Source organism: Streptomyces sp. NPDC048002 (assembly GCF_040653275.1).
GTDB lineage: Bacteria > Actinomycetota > Actinomycetes > Streptomycetales > Streptomycetaceae > Streptomyces.
Genome location: NZ_JBEZNL010000071.1, coordinates 1 through 18,670, shown reverse-complemented (window position 1 = coordinate 18,670; position 18,670 = coordinate 1). Strand labels below are relative to the sequence as shown.

Below are 18,670 nucleotides of genomic sequence, written 5' to 3'. Positions count from 1 at the left end.
TCCGATCTCGCGGAGCGGGTACTGCGGCGGCAAGCCGCCGCAGAGAGAACGGCTCCGCTGACGCTCCGCCAAATTTCCGCGCAAGCGCGGGAATTGAATTCCGCAAGCGGAATTCTGAAGGCAACTCAATTCGCGCAAGCGCGAATTGAGGGCACCCGCGCAAGCGCGGGTGCTGAAGCTGGCAGCAAGGGGCGGGTGCATCACGTGCGGGCCTGTGTAGCGTCTGGTATTCCAAGCCAGTACCCACAGAACGTAGATGACGGACTGTGGGTTCCATGGCGGGCGGTCCTTGTGGGCAGTGACGGGCTCCGCTGCGCTCCGCCCGAACCCCCTGACGGTTTCGGCATGTTCACCAACGCTCGGATGGTGTGGGATCGAGTCGGCTGCTTCGGCCGAGTTTTAGCCCTACTCTCTCCCGGCGGACAAGTTTCGTATAGGAGCGATGCATCATTCTTGCCGCTGTGTAGGTACTGGGATTTCTCCTCGGTCTCTGACGCGCATAGTTTGCCTCCCGGGTGCGGGAATTTATTCCTCCATCATCCGTGCTCTTTCTGGCCATTGAATGGCAAGAAAGGGACGCTTGGAGCGTTCCTGTTTGAGGAAGAATACGAGTGTCCGGGGAGGCGGCAACCTCTCCAGGCAATCTCTCCCAATGAGTGAAGGAGCAGCGATGAAGCTGAAGCCGGTTTCTCTCGATGTGTTCGCCGAGGCGCGGGAGGAGGCGCACGTGGTGCTGGCTCAGGGCATGGGGCGGCTGGCTCCGGGTGAGCACGTCCTGCGGCTGGGGGTCGGCATGGACGGTCAGGAGCGGCCGTTGAGTGCCACGTTGGCGCTGACGGTCGAGGGTGATGGCGGCCCGGAGGACATGGTGGGTGTGGAGGGGCGGTACTTCGACAACTTCGTGTTTCTGCTGGCGTGTGGGCTGGCGCAGACGTTGTCGTACGGGGTGATGTACCTGCGCTCCCCCGCTGTCGAGTCCGGTGAGGGTCCGTCATGGACGGTGCAGGCGTGGCATCTGGCGTGGGGTGTGTTGTCCGAGTGCTCTGCTGCTGAGGCGGCGGAGTTGATCGGGGATGGGGAGGTGGCGGCGTTCGTGGACGCGCCTGGTGTCCACAGTGAGGACGACGGGGACGCGGAGGCGGTCTATCCGCCGGTGGCGTACACGATCCTGTAGCGGGCTTGGGCGGGCTGTGGATGGCCGACGCATGGCCCGCTCTTCGGCCCCGGTTCCGCCGCCGGGGCACTGGGCCGGGGTGCCGGTGAGGGACCTCGGCACCCCGGCCCACCACTGAAGGCGCACCGCGCCGTGCTCTCGTGGTCGGCGCGCAGCGCGACCAGGGTTCCCGCCTTGCGGGAACCCGCCCCGCTCTGGGCCCCCGGCTTGCCGGGGGCTTTCCCCTTGCCCGGCGCGCAGCGCCGGGCCACCCGCTCCGCGGGGAAAGAGAGGTTTTTGGTGCTTTGCTGCGCCCCCTTTTCTTATGGGGGCGGTTTTAAGCTGGCGGGGAATTGTTTTATTCCGGTAGGTCGGCAAACCTGGTCCGGATGATTCCCCGCCAGCGCGCCTCTCCCAACGAGGCTCGCCTATCCTAGGGGACTGCGCTTGTTGGTCGCGTGGGAGAACCGGGGGTTGATGTGTCGGAGGATCTGTCGCTGCGCCGATTGCACGAGGGGCGGTGGGTGGTCAGCCGGGCATGGATCGCCGCGTTGACGGGTGCGTCGGCTGCAACCCTGCATCGCTGGTACGCCGAGCGTCATGTGCGGCCGGAGGGGTGCCGGCACCCTGAGGTGGTGCACACGGTCAAGCGGACCCCGTACTTTGACCAACAGGCTGTTGAGAGTTTCTGGTTGGCCTGGCAGCAGGATGTCGGTACGGGTCGGCTGGGGACCGCTGGCCGCAAGCCCGGCGGGCGCGGCGGTACTGGAGGAGCTGACCGTACGCGGCGGGATCAGAGCGTGGCGGTGGTTCTGGCCGTGCTGCGCGCTGAGGGCGGGTACCGGCGCGGGCTGGCCGCGCGTCTGGCCCGTGAGCACGGTGGAGTGCCGCGCAGCTGGCAGCGCGCCGTCAGCGAGGCCCGCGCCCTCTACGAAGCGGGAGACGCCGGCACCACGCCCTGAACCCCTCAACCCCTCGCACGCCCAACTGTGCGTGCGAGGCTGCGCGGAGGCGGCCCGCCGACGCGCGATAGAGACGGCGCTGCCCCGATCCCCCGGCCGCTCGCTCCCCGTACGCCCGCCCATTCCTTCCTTCTCTTTCTTGTTGGTTGGGCGCGGGGGTGTGCAGAGGGGGATGTCAGGCTGCCGACCACGCGCGAACCCGTGTGGTGAGCTGCGGGGATGTGGCAGTGGGCCGGTGTGTGTGGAGACAGTTGTCAGGGGGGTTGTGGGCGGGGTTGTCGGAGGGGTTATGGGCGGGGTTGTCGAGTCGTGACCCTGGTCGCGGCGGACTCTCTGGAGACTGTGGGGTGTTGATAGGGATGAAGCTCCCGGAACGGCTGTGCTCCGTGGTCCACGGCGACAACGATGGACACAGGCATACACATCACCGGGGGCCAGCGCATGCAAGACGGACCGGACCGCGACGCGGCGCACGCCGAGCTGCGCAGGAGGCTCGATGAAGGACGGGCCGCCGCCCTCCTGGATCAGACGCAGCTCGCCAGGCGGGCTGGGCTGAGCCGTACGACAGTGTCGAAGGCGCTCAAACCCCAGGGGGTGGTGCCGTCGGTGGACACACTGACCGCGCTGGCCGATGCTCTGAGGCTGCCGGCGGGTGAGCTGCTGGAGTTGCGGCAGATTACGGCCGGGGAGAGCGGTGCAGCATCGGTCGGTCTGCCGGGGCCGAGCCGGGCGATCGGTGAGTGGGATCCGCACGAGTTGGAGGTTCACCCCGCCGGTACCGGCCCGGCCGCGCGAGGTGGCGGTGGAGAGAGGGTGCTGCCTGGGTACGTGGTGCGGGGGCATGACCGGGTGCTGGCTGATGAGGCGGTCACGGCTGCTGCGGCGGGGCGCAACGGGATCGTGGTCTTGGTGGGTGATTCGTCGACGGGCAAGTGCGATCTCTCGGTTTCGTGTCAGTGCGCCACCTACACGGATACCGCTCCGTAGCAGTGGAGTCACCGCGGTTTCTCACACTCATGACAGTACGTTCCACTCGGAAACCGACGCTGACCTGCGCCAACGCAAAAGCCGTCACTGTCTCTCACTTCGCTGTCGCAGGACCGAGAGATCGCATCAGCGAGGACAGGCGTGCCTCTCCGCCCGGTGCCCCATCCACACCGCCACATCGCAGACCCGCAGCGCACTCACCGTCTGCGGCGCCCCCGCGACCTGACGAAGCTCCACCAGTTGGCGGTGCAAAGCAGCGTCGTCTTCACGCAGCGCGGTGTGGAGGGCGAGCCAGAAGGACGGCGGCCGGCCGACGGCGCAGCGGACGACGCGGTCGTAGACGGGAAGCATCTGCGGGCGCCTGCGAGCCAGGAGCTTGCCCGCAATCACCCACCCAACATCGGGCCGGTCGCGCAGGAGATGCCAGGCCTGGTCCGCCGGCGAGCCGTCGGCCACAGCATCCGCGTCGGCGTCGGCCATGTTGAGGTCCCTGGGTACGGCGTGCAGCAGGCCAGACAGCCGTGCGCCGAGCGGGCCCTCAAGGATGTCCAGCGCGACAGGCGCCGGGACGGTGACCGACAGGGTCTGCACCGCGACCAGGTCCTCCGCCGTGATCCGGTCGGCGACCTCCGGCCGGTCTCCCCCACCCGCCAGATGCTCGAACCGACTGCCGGTGAACGCCGCCGCACCGGGCGACAGACCGATACCGAAGTATCGCCGCAGATCACCCACAACACGCTCCGCACCCAGCAGCACGCGCAAACGCTGCCCCAACGGGGACAACGCCCCATCAGATACACCGGGCGCAGTGGTCGAAACGGCCATGAGAACTCCATCCTTCATCGAGATCGTAAGCAGTGAGCAGCGCTAGAAGGTCCTGCCCGGGGAGCATGCGGCAAGCCGGACTGGTACTGACCGTGACGTCTGGGCAGGGCGGGGCTGATGTGAGTGGGATCCGGTTGGATGAGCCCGTGACTGTCTATGACGTAGCCCGCCAGCTTCCCAACATCGCTGACCTGCGGGACCTGTGCCGTTCACTTGCAATGCTCGACGCAATCCTGAGCCCGGACTGGGACAGCCGGTCCTACTCCTTCAACGCCGCTTGGGCTGCCGACGAGGAGATGGCCTCGATGCGCAACGGATCAGGGGACGAGTACTCCATCGTGTTTTCGGCAGCCGGAGGTTACATCCGGGGCTTCGGCCATGAATCTGCCATGAGCCCATACGGCAACGACGGCGAGCCTTGGCCGGGAGTGGTCGACGAAGCCCCCGAGACTTTTCGGCCCTTCGTGGAGGAGCCGGCGTTCACCGACGAGGACGGCGTGCCCGTCGTAACAGCCTGCTTGTGGCGGGGGAAGACCGACGATCAGTGGCGCCACGGGACGATCGACTTTCCCGAGGGCCGTGCTGATCCTGATGGAACGACTGGACTGTTCAGTCTCCTGGTCGACCGTTCTCCGGAAGCGTTCCAGCGCTTTGCCGAGGACTACTACGAGGTTCCCGTGGACCTGACAGCGGTGGGCAAGGTGTATGCCCTGCGACCGCTGGACCAAGAACTCGTTTCGTCGCTGAACTCAGAGGTCACCCTGGCGGACCTGGCCCAGGACATCTCCGAAATCGGCTATCCGCGGGCGGACCGAGCGAACGCAGCCACGCGGTCGACCTCCGGTGGGCAGTGACGTGCTGCCCTACGTCTACCGGGTCACCAAGTACGACCCCGCCGATCGCGATCAGCACGGCCACTACGCCGGCGCTGAGGACACGACCTGCGACCACGGGCCGGTCGAAGCCGCCTACCTGCAGGCCGTCGCCGCCTTCGCCGAGGACAGCGGCGTCGAGCAGCTGGCCATCCGCGAGCCGCAGCTCGCAGGCTTCATCGACTTCGGCCTGGAGCCACCGGTCGACACCGACGGCCTGGCCGGCCTCTTCCCCGCCAACCCCGCAGGGTTCCACGACGGGGCACTGGTGCCGATCGAGGTCGGCTTGGAACTTGTCCGAGCGATGCTCCGCGACAACGGGGCCTGGTGCCGCCTAGAGGTCGAGGGAGAGTTCACGGTGCACGTCGGCTGGGACCAGTACCTCTACCTCGGCAGCAGCCAGCCCTGCGAAGCCGCGCTGACCCGCACTCGAGCTCTCGGCCTGTTCCCGGAACGCCTGGAGGCATCGCCGTACGACTTCGCCCCCGACGACCCCGCATACGTGCAGCGCCCGGCCGACGCCGACTTCTGGGCCCACCTTGGCTGGACTGTCGCCGCCCACCGCGCCACGTTCCTGGAGGAGACCTCCGCCCTCAACGCCTCCCGGTGGCACCGCCTGAGCCGCGACAACATCGAGACCGTGCGCTCCCATCTGGCTCCACGTGCACAGTTGGCCGTCTGGCCGGACCTGCTCACCGACGTCGACACGGCCGTGGCTGCCCTGCCCGACGAAGGGCTGGTGGAGATCATCTGGGAGAAGGAAGACGGGCAGATCACCAGCACGGTCGTGGACGAGACCCAGTTCGAGGACGTGACCTCTCACCTTGCCAGCGCGCGTGCTGCCGGCGTCGTATCCATGTACGCCGGTGAAGATCTCCCGCTGTTTACCGCAGTGCTGCCCGACAGCGACGGGGTACTCCGTGCGCGCTGGCAGACCGAACCGACACCCAGCGACCGAGACTGGGCGTTCCTGAAGACCCTGCGCCGCGGTCAGGTCGTCACCGGCACGGTGACGACCATCGCCAGCTTCGGCGTCACCTTCGTGGACATCGGTGGCTTCACCGCGATGATCAACATTCCGGAACTCTCCTGGCGTCCGATCAACCACCCATCCGATGTCGTCAGCGTCGGCCAGGAGGTCACAGCTGAGGTCCGACGTCGATATGGTCCGGGAGCGAGTGCCGCTGTCGCTGCGAGCAGTGCAGGAAGACCCTTGGCCGCAGGTAGCGCAGAGGATCGGCCAGCTCGTCACAGGTCCTGTCACCAAGATCGTGCCGTTCGGCGTCTTCGTCCGCATCGAAGACCGAAAGGACGGCTTTGAAGGGCTCGTGCGCACCGACGAGCTGGATCAATCGCCGCCGGACGTCATCAAGGTCGGCGACGCTCTCACCGTGAAGATCATGGATGTCGATCTCGTACGGCGCCGTATTGCCCTGTCGCAGAGGCAGGCCGATCGCTGATGACGTGAATTCAGCGCTTCTGGAACGAGGAAGCCATCTGGTTCCACTTCGAAGTCGACGTCGGCTGCTGGGAGACCGACAGGTCCTACTGGCGCAGGACACCAGTGATCATAACTATCCGTACGCGCGCATCTATCGGCGCACAGCCGCACAAGGCGGCGCATGGCCAATATGGTCGGGCACGACCACGGGGTCTGGCTCCGTAACTGACAGCACGTGCGATCCGGCTGTTCGCTATCCGTGTGCCGCACGTGTTCACCGTGGTCCGCCCCACCCGCGGGACACTTGGCCCGCGGGCGGTTCCACGAGAGAGAGCGGCCCGGTGGCCAGCCCTCTCCTGGGGCGGGGCGGACTATCCCGGGGGGAGCCGAGGGCCATCTGCTGGGCAATCCGATGGCGTGGCATCAGGCTCGTGAGCGAGGCACGGCCCAGGGTCACCGCTTACTGGGCCGTGCCTCTGGGTGGGGCTACAAAGCGCAGTGGTTCAGGATCCAGGCGATGACAGCCCGGAAGGTGCCGGAGATGGCGCCGCTGACAGCGGCTCGGGCTAGAAGCAGTCGCTCGCGGCGGGAGAGGGACATGGGTACTCCCCAAGGACGTGATGGGTGGGCGGGCCGGCCGGCTTGTTCACCACGCTGAGCCCTGCGTGGTGATCGACTCCGAGTCGCGATAAGCCGTCAACCCGTCCAGGTATGACCACCGTTCACGCCCTGCCGGAGTCGGGGATCGGGGACGATGGTGCGATGAGTGGCGACAGGGGGGACCCATCCGGCCCGAAGAAGCGGCCACGGCGGCTGAGCCGGGCGCAGGCCGACTGGCCACCCGCTCTGGGCCCGCTGAAGGACCTGCTCTACGAGGTGTATCTCGCGGCCGGTGCCCCGAACCTGGATGAAGTCGCAGGGGGCATTGCCGCCGATAGCGAACTTCCGGGTTCGCCGGGTCGGGACACGGTCCGGCGTGTCATCAGCGAGCCGGGCATGCCGCCCAGTCTGGCCGACGTCGTATCTATCGCCACGGTGCTGGCCCGTCTGGCCGCGTGGCCCCCGGAAGATCTAGCCGGGCGGGTACGCGATCTTTGGATGGCGGCCCGAATGACGCAGCGCGTTGGCCGTCTGATCAGCGAATACGCTGACGACGACCGGCTTGTACTGGAGGACCTGGAGGTCCATCCCGCCCTGGACGCTGGCGGCGCCCATGGCCGGTTCGGTGTCCTGCCCACCTACATCCGGCGCGACCACGACAGACGCGTGGATGAGGTCGTCGCTGTCGCGGAGGGCGGTCGCAGTGGGATCGCGGTCCTGGTGGGGGGCTCGTCGACGGGTAAGACTCGTGCCCTGTGGGAAGCAGTGCGGAGGCTGTCGGGCAACTGGCGGTTGTGGCATCCCACCCGTCCTGAAGCGGCTCTGGCCGGACTGGGCGAGATCGCTCCTCACACGGTGTTGTGGCTGAACGAAGCCCAGAACTACCTGGGCCCCAACGGCCTCGCCGAACAGGTCGCGGCGGCACTGCGTAGCCTGCTCAATGACCCCTCGCGGGCGCCATTGCTGGTGCTGGCCACGCTGTGGCCCGAGCATTGGATCACTCTGACCAACCGCACTAGCCCTGACCTTCACCCTCATGCCCGGGAACTGCTGAACGGGCACGCCATCAGTGTGCCGGACGCGTTCACCGCCCAAGACCTGGCGGCCTTGACCGACATCGCCGGCGGCGACCCCCGGCTGGCTCTTGCGGCCCGGCGCGCGGACGATGCCCAGATCACCCAGTACCTGGCCGGCGTGCCCGTCCTTCTGGACCGCTACGAGATGGCCCGCGGCGCCACTCAGGCTCTGATCCACGCGGCCATGGATGCCCGCCGCCTCGGTGCTGGCCCGCACCTCCCCCTTGCCTGGCTGGCCGACGCCGCCCCCGGCTACCTGACCGATAGCGAATACAACACCCTCAGCAACGACTGGCTCACCCGGGCCCTCGACTACGTCACCACACCCTGCAACGGCATCTCCGGCATCCTCACCCCCGTGAGAACCGGCGGCCTGGCCGAAGGACGCAACTCGCGCGCGAAACCCGCACGACACTCCACCTCGCACATAACGGGGCCCCACTATCTGCTGGCCGACTACCTCGATCAGCACGGCCGTCGCTACCGCGCCGAGGCCCTCCCACCCATCGACTTCTGGACCGCAGCTAGCAACCACGCCCACCCCGCCGACCTCAATACCCTCGGCGACGCCGCCTGGAATCGCGGCCTCTACCGCGATTCCGCCCAACTCCACAAACACGCCACCGCACGAGGCAACCCTCGCGCCGCAGCCAGCCTCGTGGGCCACTTCCACAGACTCCATCCCACCGACTCCCGCCCCGCCCGGTGGGCTGCCTCCCACATATCCCTCGACAACCCGCGGCCGATGGTCCAACTTTTAGCCGCGTTGCACGGGACGGGATGGCGGGAACAGGCCGATGCCGTGGCAGCTCACATTGCCGCCCACCTGCCCCTCGACGACTCGAGCTCGGTGGTCCAACTCTTGGGCGTCTTACGAGGACTTGGGTGGCGGGAACCGATGGCCGTGCTAGAAGCCCGCGCCGCAGAACACGTCCCCCTCGACGACTTGAACGCGATAATCGAGCTACTGCGCGGGATGCGGGGGGTGGGTGTGGACGCCTTACTGGCCCGTGACCCAGCGGCCCACATCCCAGTCGACGACCCGTGCTCGGTGGCTCACATGTTGGAGCTGCTGGAGGAAAAGGGGGCGCAGGGACAGGTGGGCGTGCTGGCCACGCGGGCGGCCACGCATGCCCCTCTCGACGACCCGCGCTCGGTGGTTGAGCTGCTTGCCGCGTTGCGGATGACGGGGGCGCAAGAGCAGGTGGGCATTCTGCTGAGGCGAGAACCCGCCGCCCACGTGCACCTGAACGACGTGATCGCGGTCGCGGAACTAATGGATGCGCTGCGGCGAGCAGGCACGCAGGAGCAGGTGTGCGTTCTCCTGGCGCGAGACCTCGCCACCCACGTGTCCCTCGACGACCCGCATGCGGTGGCTCACCTGTTAGACGAGCTACGGAAGGCCGGGGCCCAGGAGCAAGCGGCAGTGCTGGCCGCGCGGGCCGCCGCCCACGCCCCTCTCGACAACCCGCGCTCGGTGGCCGACCTGTTGGACGTGTTGCGGTCACTGGAGCCGCAGGAGCCAGCGGGCGTGCTGGCCACGCGGGCTGCCGCCCACGCCTCCCTCGGCAATCCGCGCTTGGCGGCTGGGCTGCTTGCCGCGCTACGGAGGGCTGGGGCTCAGGAGCAAGCGGGTACGCTCGCCGCGCGGGCCGCCCACGCGTCCCTCGATGACCCTCACTCGGTGGCTCACCTGTTGGACGGGTTACGGGCGTTGGATGCGTGGGAGGAGGCGGGTGTGCTGGCCGGGCGGGCGGCCACCCTCGCCCCGTTGGACGACCCGCGTTCGGTGGCTCACCTGTTGACCGCGTTGCGGAGGACCGGTGGGCAGGAGCAGGTGGACCTTCTTCTGGCCCGGAACCCCGCCGCCCATGTCCCGCTCGACGACCCGCGCTCGGTGGCTCACCTGTTGGACGCGTTGCGGAAGGCCCAGGCTCCGGAGCAGGTGGACGTTCTCCTGGCCCGAAACCCCGCCGCCCACGCGTCCCTCGACAACGTGCTCTCGTTGGCTCACCTCTTGAGCGCGTTTCGTAAGGCCGGGGCGCAGGAGCAAGTGGGCGCCTTGGCCGAGCGACTTCCCGCCGCGGGGCACTTCCACGAAACCATCGATGAACGCAACACGGAGCAGTTCCGATTCGGCCGCGAACCCGATGGGCGACCAGCCTCCTCATGGTCCTGGGACGACATGGAGTGACCCAGCACCCCGGACCAAAACAGACCTCAACTCAGCTGAGCGCGTCGCCCGCACGACCGGCGGGACACTCCTTGTCCGCGTACTCGTCTGAGTGGCCCTGGCAAGATTTTCGTAGCTGGAGATCATTCGAAGGTGGCGCGATCTCTCGTTTTCGTGTCAGCCCGCCACCTGCACGAATACCGCCCAGCGACAGCGGAATCGCCCCCATCTCTCACACCCTCGCCGCCGGCATCGACCGCGACCGCGACGCCGTCATTGCCGGCTTGACCCTGCCTTGGAGCTCGGGCGCTGTCGAAGGTCATGTCAATCGGATCAAAATGCTCAAGCGTCAGATGTACGGCCGCGCTGGCTTCTCGCTGCTGCGCAAGCGAGTTCTCCTCGCTTCGTAAGGACAGCTGCTGCTGTCAGCACCTCAACGGTTCGCGGCTCTGCGGATGGTCACCACGGACAAGACCGGGTCGGTAGGCGGCCCCAGCTGCCTGGAGGAGACCTCTACAAGGTGCGCCGGAGCATCGCCATGTTGCAAGGCGGTCACGTACTCGATGATCTGAGCGTGGGAGAGCACTGGCACTTTTTGGCGCAGGGTGTGCATGGCATGAACCCTCCCACGAGCGCCTGCCACCGCCCGGATCTCATCGTGTAGATCGTCCACTGCGGTCCGCGTGACTTGCCTTCGAATGCGGACTCGGCAGTCCGCCTCCCACGCGTCCGTTACTGCGGAGACGACACCGATCTGATGCAGACTTCCGTCGACGCGGTCAACAAGGTACGGCCCATTCCCGGCCAGCGCGCAGTCTGGGTTTCGGGTGCGCAGGTACTCCTCAGATGTCCAGGAAATAATCCATACCAGCTCATGCTGCTCTACATGCGACACAGCCATACGTATCGGGATAAGCCCAAGCGACAGCTCTCGCTGGTAGTCGCGTTCCAGCTCTTCCTCAACGATCTGAACCGCGGCATCTCGCTCAATCACTTTGGCAGCATCTCGTACGGCCCGGATGGCTACCACCAAGTTTCCTGCTGGCTCCACGTCTTGGCAGACCGCAGTGGACGCAGGTGAAGACGCCAACAGGCGCTGCTGATTCTCCGAGCGATGGGGTACCCGACGATCACTCACTGTGACCCGTCACAGAACCTGAGCCAGAGCCGGTTCTCATGAACAGAGCCACGGCGGGGTTGTCGAGTCGTGACCGTGGTCGGGGTCTGGTGGTCGGTGGTCTGGTCGGGGCCGGCTGCTGCACTGCCTTCCTCAAGGCGTGGCGCCGCAATCCCTGCGGCGCTCTCAAGGACGGTGGGAGGCGGCTGGTGGTGCAGGTGGATGCCGGTGGTGGTGACCGGTTGGCGTTGGCGGTGCTGGCGCAGTACCGGATGGCGACGACGGGGCAGGTGCATGTGCTGGTCGCGCCGGGGGTGCGGATCGAGCAGACCCGGCGCAGGCTGGTGAAGCTGCGTGCTGAAGGGCTCATCGAGCGGATTACTTTGCCGCAGGCGGGCCGGATGCGGGTGTGGTACCCGACCGCTTTCGGGGTGCAGGTGGCGTCGGAGTGGCCGGAGTTGCGGGGGCGGCGGCCGCCGCGGCTGGCGTCTGACTCCACTGCCGCGCGGTTACGGGCGGGACACACGCTGGCCGTCACCGAGACCGGCCTTGCCTTTGTGCAGGACGCCCGCCGCCTGGGGGACACCTGCCACCCCCTGGACTGGATTCCCGAGGTCCACCACTCCCTGGGGGCGGGTGAGGCCGTCATTCCCGACGCGCTGCTCTACTACCGGCACGGCAAGCGGGGGCGGGGGTCGATGTTGCGGGCGTTCGTGGAAATCGACCGGGCCACCATGGGCCCCGAACGCCTCGCGGCGAAAATCGGGGCGTATGCGCGGTTGCACGACTACGTCCCGGCACCGCCTGTGGGCCGCAGACCGGCTCCCGGGGAGCCGGCGCCCATGGAGGGGTGGCGGCATCATTACCCGCTCTTCCCGCGGTTGTTGTTCGTCCTCGACCACGTCGGCCCCAGAGGGATCGAAACCCGCATCGACGCCCTGCACGCAGCAGCCGGCAACCCCGCCCTCACCACCTTCCTCCACACCGTCCCCGTCCTCGCCGCACCCCTCACAGACATCCTGCACAGCGGGCCGTCCGAACCCGTCTGGAGACCCGTCCACACCCCCAACCAGCGAGTCCCATGGACCACCTCCGCAGCCAACCTCACAGTGCAGTAAGCAGCTGCAGCGCAGTCGTCGGTAGCGCAGCGGCGGCTGCGCAGGGGGCTGCTCCCAACCGTGCGCAGACTTGCAGTCGGCGGGAGCGCAGCCCCGACCACGGGCACGCGCAGCCCCGACCACAAGCCCAACCACACCTGATCACAGCCGTATTGCGCAGCCGATGTGCCGGGCTGCGCAATTACTGCGCAGCCCCTGTGAGTGGGTGCACTCATGGCAGCCAGCAACCCCACAGACAGCACCTCACGGCAGCGGCCTGGTCAACTGATGACAGCCATGATCACAACCGGCGCCGAGCATGAGCAGGGATAGCTCCCCCAACTCGGCTGACACCCACCCGCTGCCATCCTGCCGCCCAGTCACAGTGCGGATCGAGGCGCCCTTGTCGTAGGCCTTCTTCAGCTCGGCGGCGATCTTCTGTCGGGCCAGCCCTTTGATGTGGACGCGGATTCCCAGCATGGTGGCTTCCTTCGGACTCGTGAACGGCTGCGGCCAGCGCCGCGGTGAAGCGCCGTGCGCGGGGCCGGGTGGCTCACCTGCGGGCGGCGGCGTCGACGTCACCGGCGTTGACCAGCGCCGTCCTCAGCTCCTGCACCCCGCAGGGGCGTTCCCCCTGGGGCAGGGCCGTTGTGGCGTCCAGCAGGGCGCGGGCGTGGCGTCGTACGGCCGCCTCGCGCCATGTCCCGGGTGCCTGGGTGACCAGTGCCGCGGCCAGGAGCAGGGCATCGGCACGGTCAGGGTGCGCGGCGGCTCGTTCGGCGACGAGATCGGCGTCGGTCAGGGCCGGGGAGTGCTCGGCGCTCGCCCGCGTCAGCTCCAGCCACGCCGTCTCCTCGATGGCCGCGTCCGCGAAGGCACCCGTACCGGCGAGCGCTCCCGTCGGCAGGTTGGGGGCGGCGAGGGCGGCCCGCCACAGGCCCACAGCCGCCTCCACCCGCGCCTGCTCGGCCGGCGGGAGCGGGCCGTCGGCGCCGGTGCGCGGTGTGCGGGCGGCGATCGCCTCCAGCAGGCGGGAGACCGCGGCCACGCCCTCGCCGGTGTCGGCCGCCAACTCGGTCCACCAGGCGGCGGGTTCGCCGAGGAGGGCGGGGTCGTCCAGGAGGGCGTGCGCGAGGTGCTCGGCGGCGCCGGGCATGCCGGCGCGCAGCGCGGTGAAGAGCTCGGCACGGTCCAGGGCGGCGAGCAGCTGCCCGTCAGGGCCGCCCCAGCGCAGCCAGGAGGCGGCCGGCGAAGGCCGACCGGGCACGAGACCGTACAGGGCGGTGCGGTGGGCGGCGGCGAACGCGGGCGCGTGGCGGTGCAGGGCCGGCAGGTGCACCCCGATCGCGGTGGCCACCGCTTCCTGGCCGGCGTGCGCGGCGAGGACGCCAGCGACCGTGTTCAGGACCTCATCGGGCATCTCGCCGGTGGTACGGGCCTGGCGCGTGGCGTACTTGAGCAGGCCGCCCAGCGCCCGGACTTCCGGATCCGAGCCGATCAGTGACGGCGTCGTCCCCTCCCTCGCGGTCCCTTCCCCCGCGGTCTCCGCGGCAGCGGCGGCCGGGGCCGGGCCGGCGGTGGCGGGGCGGGTGAGCGGGTCGGCCAGGGTCTGCAGGTACGCCAGGGCGTCCTTGGCCTGCTCCCCGGTGAGGGCGTCGGCGCGCCATGCGGCGGTGAGCAGGTCGAACAGCGCCTGGTCGGCGAAGGACACCCCGGCGGGGCGGCGCCGTACGCCGTCGAAGCCGACGGTGGGGGCCGGCTCGCCGAGGCCGCGGCGGACCTCGAGCGCCGCGGCGACGGCCGCCGGCAGCGCATCGTCGGGGAAGGCGCCGGGCCGGTCCGCGTGGGCGGCAGCCGCGGCGAGGTAGAACGCGGCGAGCTCCGGCCGGCCCAGGGCGGTCAGGACGGCGGGCACATCGGTCGTCCAGGCGGCCGGGTCGGCGGCGACGAGGCGGTGCAGCACCATCGCATAGCCGTCGTCGCCGGCGTCCGGGGCGCCGGCGATCCGGGCCGCGGCCGCCACCGGACCTTGCCCGGCCGCGAGTTCCGCCAGGTCCTCGACCCGCAGGGCGGTGGTGGTCTTCGACGGTTCGAGCACGGCCCGGGTGCGCGGGTCGGACGGGCCGGCGGGCTCCAGGCGGCGCAGCGCCTGAAGCAGTGGCTCCCAGCCCTGAAGGACCGAGGAGGTCAGGACCGGGGACCAGTCCCACACCCGCAGCCAGGAGGCGAGCGGCTCGGCGCGGCCGTCTACCTGGTCGGCGCCGGCGGGCAGGACCTCCTCCACGAGGACGCCGGCTGGCGCGGTGCCCAGGGCCGTGCGGACGTCCGCTTCCAGCTGTGCGGCATGCTCGGGTGGGCAGGCGGCGAGGACGAGTTCGACGAGGCGGGCCGGCTCCGGGGCGGGGTCGGCGGCCAGGGCCTGCGGGACGATCGCGAGGGCCTCCTGCCACCACTCCTGTGCGTCCAGGGCGCCGGCGGCCGGCGGGCGGTGGGCGAGGTGCGCGGCCATCAGGCGGGTGTGGAGGCGAGCATCGAGGCCGGCCACCCGCCGGAAGTGGCGGGTGCGCTGGGCCAGGCCGGTGCCGGCGTCCGCGTCGGCCGCGGCCACGTCCAGCACGGCGCGCGCCAGCCGCGGTCCGCCGAACGCCGCGGTGTCACCGACGCGCACCTGGTCCAGGTCGGCACTGAACACGACGGGCCGGGCCTGCTCGGGGGTCAACTCGACGTCGTGGGCGAGCAGTTTGGCCAGGACCGCCCTCACGGCGCCGACGTTGCGGTGTGCGGGGCCGCGGCGGCCGGCCGGGTGGGCGGTGTTCGCCAGCTCCCGCACCAGCATGGCGACGTCGTGGTCGGGCAGGCGGGAGGCGACCTGCAGGGCGACCAGCCCGCGCATCTCCTCCTCGGTCGCCACCCAGTTGGTACCCGCCGCCTCGTCAGCCACCGCGTCCGCGGCGTCCTCGTCGACGTCGAGGAGGCCGGCGGCCTTCATCTGAGCCCTCACGCGCCCGGCGACCGCATCGAGGGCCAGGTGGCCGGTGTGCTCGGCCTGGACCGCGCCGGCCAGCATGCCCTCCACCGCACCGATCCACTGCCCCGTCCGCTGCTCGCGCGGGACCGCGCGGGCCCACCGCGCCGCCAGGCGCAGCGTCGCCCCCGCCTCCACGCCGTCCCCGTCCCGGACACCGGGGCCAGCCAACACGGCGTGGAGCTGGGCGGCGTCGACGGCGTCCCAGTGGCGTACGGCCAGGCCCAGCAGCGCGTCCAGGGCGTGCCGGCCGGTGGCGGCGATCTGCTGGGCCCGCGAGGCGCCGGGGGCGCCCTGGTCGGCCGGTGCGTTGAGCCAGGCGCGGGCGGCGGCCGGGTCGGTGGTGGCGACGTGGTCGAGGAACGGGGCGGCCGGCCACCGTCCGCCAGCGGCCCCGTCCGGCATCAGCAGGTGCGGCGCGTGCTCCTGCAGAACGCCCAGCCACGCCGTGGCGGGGTGGGAGCGGAAGAAGTGCGCCTCGGCGCGCGGGTCCGCCCAGCCGGCGAGTTCCTTCGCCTCGGCGGCGCCGGGGTGTTGGAGGGCGACCAGCTCCAGGACGCGGGCCGCCCGGTCCGCCAGCGGCACCAGCAACTCGCGGGCGGCGCCGAGGATGTCCGCGTACAGGACGGCGGCCTCGCCGGGGTGCGCCGCACGGCCGTGCAGGATGCCCGAGGCCACCCCGTAGACGGTCCCCCACACATCCAGCGCCCTCTCCTGCGCCGCGCCGAGCTCCACCCCCATCAGCCGCTCGACGATCCCCCGGGCCCGCGCCTGGTGGTAGCGGCCGGGGCGGTTGAGCTCGTCGCGCAGCACGTCCGCGGCCGCCGTCACCCGCTGCCACGCGAGCGCCTCCCCGGTGGGGCCCTGCGGGGTGTCGGCGACGATGTCGGATGCGCCGGCCGGACCGGCACCGGCATGCCCGTCGGCGGCCGGCTCGGCAGCGGGCGAGGCCTTGGCAGCCGGGGGCGTGTCGTCGGCCGGCCCGTCCGGTCCGGAGACGTCGGCGGCGGGGGGCGCGGCGGCGTCGACCGCGGCCAGCAGGCTCTGGGCCGCGGGCTTCAGTCCCACCGTGACCGGGGCGCCGGGCAGGGCCAGCAGGGCGTCCGCCGCCGAGCGCACACACGCCGCGGCGACCTCCGCCGGCCGTGCGAAATCCGCTCCGGTGAGGACCCGGTGGGCATCGCGCAGCAGCCCCAGTGCCCGTCCGCCGGCCTCTCCCTGGGCCCGCAGTGCGTCAGCGAGGACGTCGTCGACCTCGGGCAGTACGCTTGCGCCGGCCGGCGCCACCTCGTCGCTCATCGCAGCACCGTAGCCCCGCCGGCCACCTCCCCGGGACCGGTATCGCGGATCCGCGACGAGCCACCGTGCCCCGGCGGCCGGCACTCCCCCGTGCGCCGGCCGCGGACACGGCCCTGCCCGCCGTCAGCCGAGCTGCCGTCCCACGATCGCGGCGACCACCGTCACCACCAGGAGCACGATGAAGAGCACCACCACGATCATCAACGCCGCATCGAGCGCCTCCCGCCAGGTCGGCCGCTTCCGTTCGAGGTAGAACCCGCCACCGCTCAGGAGGAGCACGACCACCGCCACCAGCACGACCGCCCCGAGCTGGGTCCACGTCACCGCCGCCGGTACCTGGTGCAGCGCGGTCACCACCGCCAGCACCACGATCGCCAGGAGCACCACCACCGCGATCTTCAGGGCGGTCCCGATCGGCGCGCGCCAGTCCGGGCGACGGCGCCCGACGAACAGCCCGGCGGCCGTCGCGAGCACGGCCACCACCAGCAGGAACAGCCCCAACTGCGGCCAGGTCAACATCATTTGATCCAGGTCCTCTCGAAACAGGGTGAAGTCGTGGCCCCCGGCGCGTGCCGCGCACGCCCGGGCATCGCGCCGCCGCGCAGCACAAGAGGCCGCCTCTGCGGACAGAAACGGGCTCACGAGATCGCCGTAGGAGGGCACCCGGACGGATCCGGGCGGCTCACAAGGTGCGCTGCCGCAACGTGCGGCGGGAAACAGGGGCCATCAGCGGCAGACAGGGCTGTCGAGGTCCCAAGGGACGTCACGGTCCGGTCTGTTCAGCAGGCACCGGTGCAGGAAAGCGGCGGGAACAGTCCGCGGCCGGCCCCGGGCCCTCACACACTCAGCAGGGGCCGCCGCCGCAGCAGAGCGGCGTTCACCGTCCCGTCGACTCCCGCGTCGACCGACACGGCACGGTCTGCGGCCACACCAGCCCAGACGCCGGCCAACCGACGGCCGGCCTTCTACTACCACCACTCCACGGATTCGTTGAGCAGCTCCCGGGGCGGGACGAACTCCCCCACCCACACCTACATACTCACCGCCACCACCACGGACCCGGCCGCGCGCAGCAACCCCCCGGGCGCGGCCCGGGGCCGGAACCGCCAGCCCCCGGACCGCGCCCGCGCACGCTCCCCTCGGCGTCCGAGGCGCGCGTGTCAGGCCGGCCCGTCCCCATTCCAGAGACCCGCGCTTCCCCGGCCCCGAAAGCGGCGCGCAGTACGGCGGACGAACCCCTGTGCGAGGTCGCCGAGTACGGATCACGAGCCCATCCCGCCGACACGCCCGTGCACGAGTTCTTCCCTGGCCTCGGTTCTCCAGGACACGCAGCAGGACGCTCGGCAGATCGATGCCGCTCTTATCCAGCTCGTCGACGAGAAGCACCCGGGGACGGTCATAGGGCAGCAGGCCAGTGCCGAGAGGTGCAGCAGGCCCTTGTCCCGCGGCAGGGACCGGGCAGCGGGGCGCCGCGCAGCGGAGGAATTCCCGGGTACGGCAGCCGAGTTGCGCGGAGCACGCACTCCAGGGCCCGGTAAGCGTCACAACAGCACCCACCTGCCGCATGGGCGCGTGCGTGAAAGTGTGTGAATTTGTGAAAGTCGTCGTGCGGCGCTTCATGTCCGGGCGCAGCGGACGACACCGCCGTACAGCCTCACCGCAGAGCGGTACGCCGCCGGCGACGACATCGACACCGCGCGCGAGCCGGCCGCGTCGCAGCCGAGAGCGCCAGCCGGGACCGTCGGCGGGCGCGGGAGCGTACGACACCGCCGTCGGGCCCGGACCGTGCACGAGCAGCGAGCAGCGAGCAGCGAGCAGCGAGCAGCAGGACGTCCCGCGCACGAGAGCCCGACCGGGCACCAAGCCTTCGCCCGCACCTGTCCCGGCCGGCGTTGCCGTCCCCGCGCGTCTCATCCGCGATCCCCGCGGGGAGATTGCGACGCGGGCCTGACGGTGTGAGGTCCCACAAGATCTTGGACAGATTGGCTCCACGACATGCTTGATGTCACCGGGACATGCTGGACAGCAGTTACGACTCGGTGC

General features: G+C 70.1%; 13 protein-coding genes and 2 pseudogenes. 9 read left to right on the top strand and 6 right to left on the bottom strand.

The window, feature by feature from the left end:
• Positions 1 to 670: 670 nt before the first annotated feature.
• The 3 genes from AB0E07_RS39210 to AB0E07_RS39200 all read left to right on the top strand — a co-directional run bounded on the left by AB0E07_RS39210 (position 671) and on the right by AB0E07_RS39200 (position 3,102).
• A complete protein-coding gene (locus AB0E07_RS39210; protein ID WP_362263093.1) occupies positions 671 to 1,174 on the top strand; it encodes a hypothetical protein in 504 nt (167 codons plus the stop codon).
• A 779-nt stretch (positions 1,175 to 1,953) separates the two neighbouring features.
• Positions 1,954 to 2,115, top strand: coding sequence for a hypothetical protein (locus AB0E07_RS39205; RefSeq protein ID WP_362263090.1), 162 nt, complete (start codon positions 1,954 to 1,956; stop codon positions 2,113 to 2,115).
• A 405-nt stretch (positions 2,116 to 2,520) separates the two neighbouring features.
• Positions 2,521 to 3,102, top strand: a complete 582-nt coding sequence (locus tag AB0E07_RS39200; RefSeq protein ID WP_362263087.1) for a helix-turn-helix domain-containing protein — start codon at positions 2,521 to 2,523, stop codon at positions 3,100 to 3,102.
• 126 nt (positions 3,103 to 3,228) lie between these two features.
• On the opposite strand, the gene AB0E07_RS39195 is transcribed toward AB0E07_RS39200, so the two are convergent.
• A complete protein-coding gene (locus AB0E07_RS39195) occupies positions 3,229 to 3,858 on the bottom strand; it encodes a DUF6308 family protein (protein ID WP_362263085.1) in 630 nt (209 codons plus the stop codon).
• Positions 3,859 to 4,073: 215 nt separating this feature from the next.
• On the opposite strand from AB0E07_RS39195, the gene AB0E07_RS39190 reads away from it, so the two are divergent.
• The 5 genes and pseudogenes from AB0E07_RS39190 to AB0E07_RS39170 form a co-directional block, all read left to right on the top strand.
• Entirely contained in the window at positions 4,074 to 4,781 is a 708-nt protein-coding gene (locus tag AB0E07_RS39190; protein WP_362263084.1) for a hypothetical protein, read from the top strand.
• A gap of 1 nt (position 4,782) precedes the next feature.
• Entirely contained in the window at positions 4,783 to 6,120 is a 1,338-nt protein-coding gene (locus AB0E07_RS39185; protein ID WP_362263082.1) for a S1 RNA-binding domain-containing protein, read from the top strand.
• Positions 6,071 to 6,259 (top strand): S1 RNA-binding domain-containing protein, encoded by a 189-nt coding sequence (locus tag AB0E07_RS39180; protein WP_362263079.1) that lies wholly within the window; start codon positions 6,071 to 6,073, stop codon positions 6,257 to 6,259. The genes AB0E07_RS39185 and AB0E07_RS39180 overlap by 50 nt, the downstream gene beginning before the upstream one ends.
• A 692-nt stretch (positions 6,260 to 6,951) precedes the next feature.
• Positions 6,952 to 10,110 carry a hypothetical protein gene (locus AB0E07_RS39175; RefSeq protein WP_362263076.1) on the top strand — a complete coding sequence of 1,053 codons (3,159 nt, stop codon included), beginning with the start codon at positions 6,952 to 6,954 and terminating at the stop codon, positions 10,108 to 10,110.
• Between the two features lie 221 nt (positions 10,111 to 10,331).
• Positions 10,332 to 10,499, top strand: a pseudogene (locus tag AB0E07_RS39170) (ISL3 family transposase); the annotation flags it as partial.
• Between the two features lie 23 nt (positions 10,500 to 10,522).
• Here the strand turns inward: AB0E07_RS39170 and AB0E07_RS39165 are convergent.
• The gene (locus AB0E07_RS39165) at positions 10,523 to 11,083 is read right to left on the bottom strand and encodes a YrhB domain-containing protein (RefSeq protein ID WP_362263073.1); all 561 of its coding nucleotides are present in this window, start codon (positions 11,081 to 11,083) and stop codon (positions 10,523 to 10,525) included.
• Between the two features lie 182 nt (positions 11,084 to 11,265).
• On the opposite strand from AB0E07_RS39165, the gene AB0E07_RS39160 reads away from it, so the two are divergent.
• On the top strand, positions 11,266 to 12,324 hold the full coding sequence (locus AB0E07_RS39160; protein WP_362263069.1) for a replication-relaxation family protein: 1,059 nt from the start codon (positions 11,266 to 11,268) through the stop codon (positions 12,322 to 12,324).
• Positions 12,325 to 12,567: 243 nt separating this feature from the next.
• On the opposite strand, the gene AB0E07_RS39155 is transcribed toward AB0E07_RS39160, so the two are convergent.
• The 4 genes and pseudogenes from AB0E07_RS39155 to AB0E07_RS39140 form a co-directional block, all read right to left on the bottom strand.
• Entirely contained in the window at positions 12,568 to 12,783 is a 216-nt protein-coding gene (locus tag AB0E07_RS39155; RefSeq protein ID WP_362263066.1) for a helix-turn-helix domain-containing protein, read from the bottom strand.
• A gap of 73 nt (positions 12,784 to 12,856) precedes the next feature.
• Positions 12,857 to 16,627 (bottom strand): hypothetical protein, encoded by a 3,771-nt coding sequence (locus tag AB0E07_RS39150; protein ID WP_362263063.1) that lies wholly within the window; start codon positions 16,625 to 16,627, stop codon positions 12,857 to 12,859.
• A 123-nt stretch (positions 16,628 to 16,750) separates the two neighbouring features.
• Positions 16,751 to 17,149 carry a hypothetical protein gene (locus AB0E07_RS39145; RefSeq protein WP_362263060.1) on the bottom strand — a complete coding sequence of 133 codons (399 nt, stop codon included), beginning with the start codon at positions 17,147 to 17,149 and terminating at the stop codon, positions 16,751 to 16,753.
• 792 nt (positions 17,150 to 17,941) lie between these two features.
• Positions 17,942 to 18,052 (bottom strand): annotated as a pseudogene (locus tag AB0E07_RS39140) (MoxR family ATPase); the annotation flags it as partial.
• Positions 18,053 to 18,670: the final 618 nt, after the last annotated feature.

Excerpts from the sequence above, each read along its gene's own strand:
- AB0E07_RS39150 (WP_362263063.1), bottom strand. The coding sequence starts at position 16,627 with ATGAGCGACGAGGTGGCGCCGGCCGGCGCAAGCGTACTGCCCGAGGTC.
- AB0E07_RS39145 (WP_362263060.1), bottom strand. The coding sequence starts at position 17,149 with ATGATGTTGACCTGGCCGCAGTTGGGGCTGTTCCTGCTGGTGGTGGCC.
- AB0E07_RS39155 (WP_362263066.1), bottom strand. The coding sequence starts at position 12,783 with ATGCTGGGAATCCGCGTCCACATCAAAGGGCTGGCCCGACAGAAGATC.
- AB0E07_RS39200 (WP_362263087.1), top strand. The coding sequence starts at position 2,521 with ATGGACACAGGCATACACATCACCGGGGGCCAGCGCATGCAAGACGGA.
- AB0E07_RS39160 (WP_362263069.1), top strand. The coding sequence starts at position 11,266 with ATGAACAGAGCCACGGCGGGGTTGTCGAGTCGTGACCGTGGTCGGGGT.
- AB0E07_RS39210 (WP_362263093.1), top strand. The coding sequence starts at position 671 with ATGAAGCTGAAGCCGGTTTCTCTCGATGTGTTCGCCGAGGCGCGGGAG.
- AB0E07_RS39175 (WP_362263076.1), top strand. The coding sequence starts at position 6,952 with ATGACCACCGTTCACGCCCTGCCGGAGTCGGGGATCGGGGACGATGGT.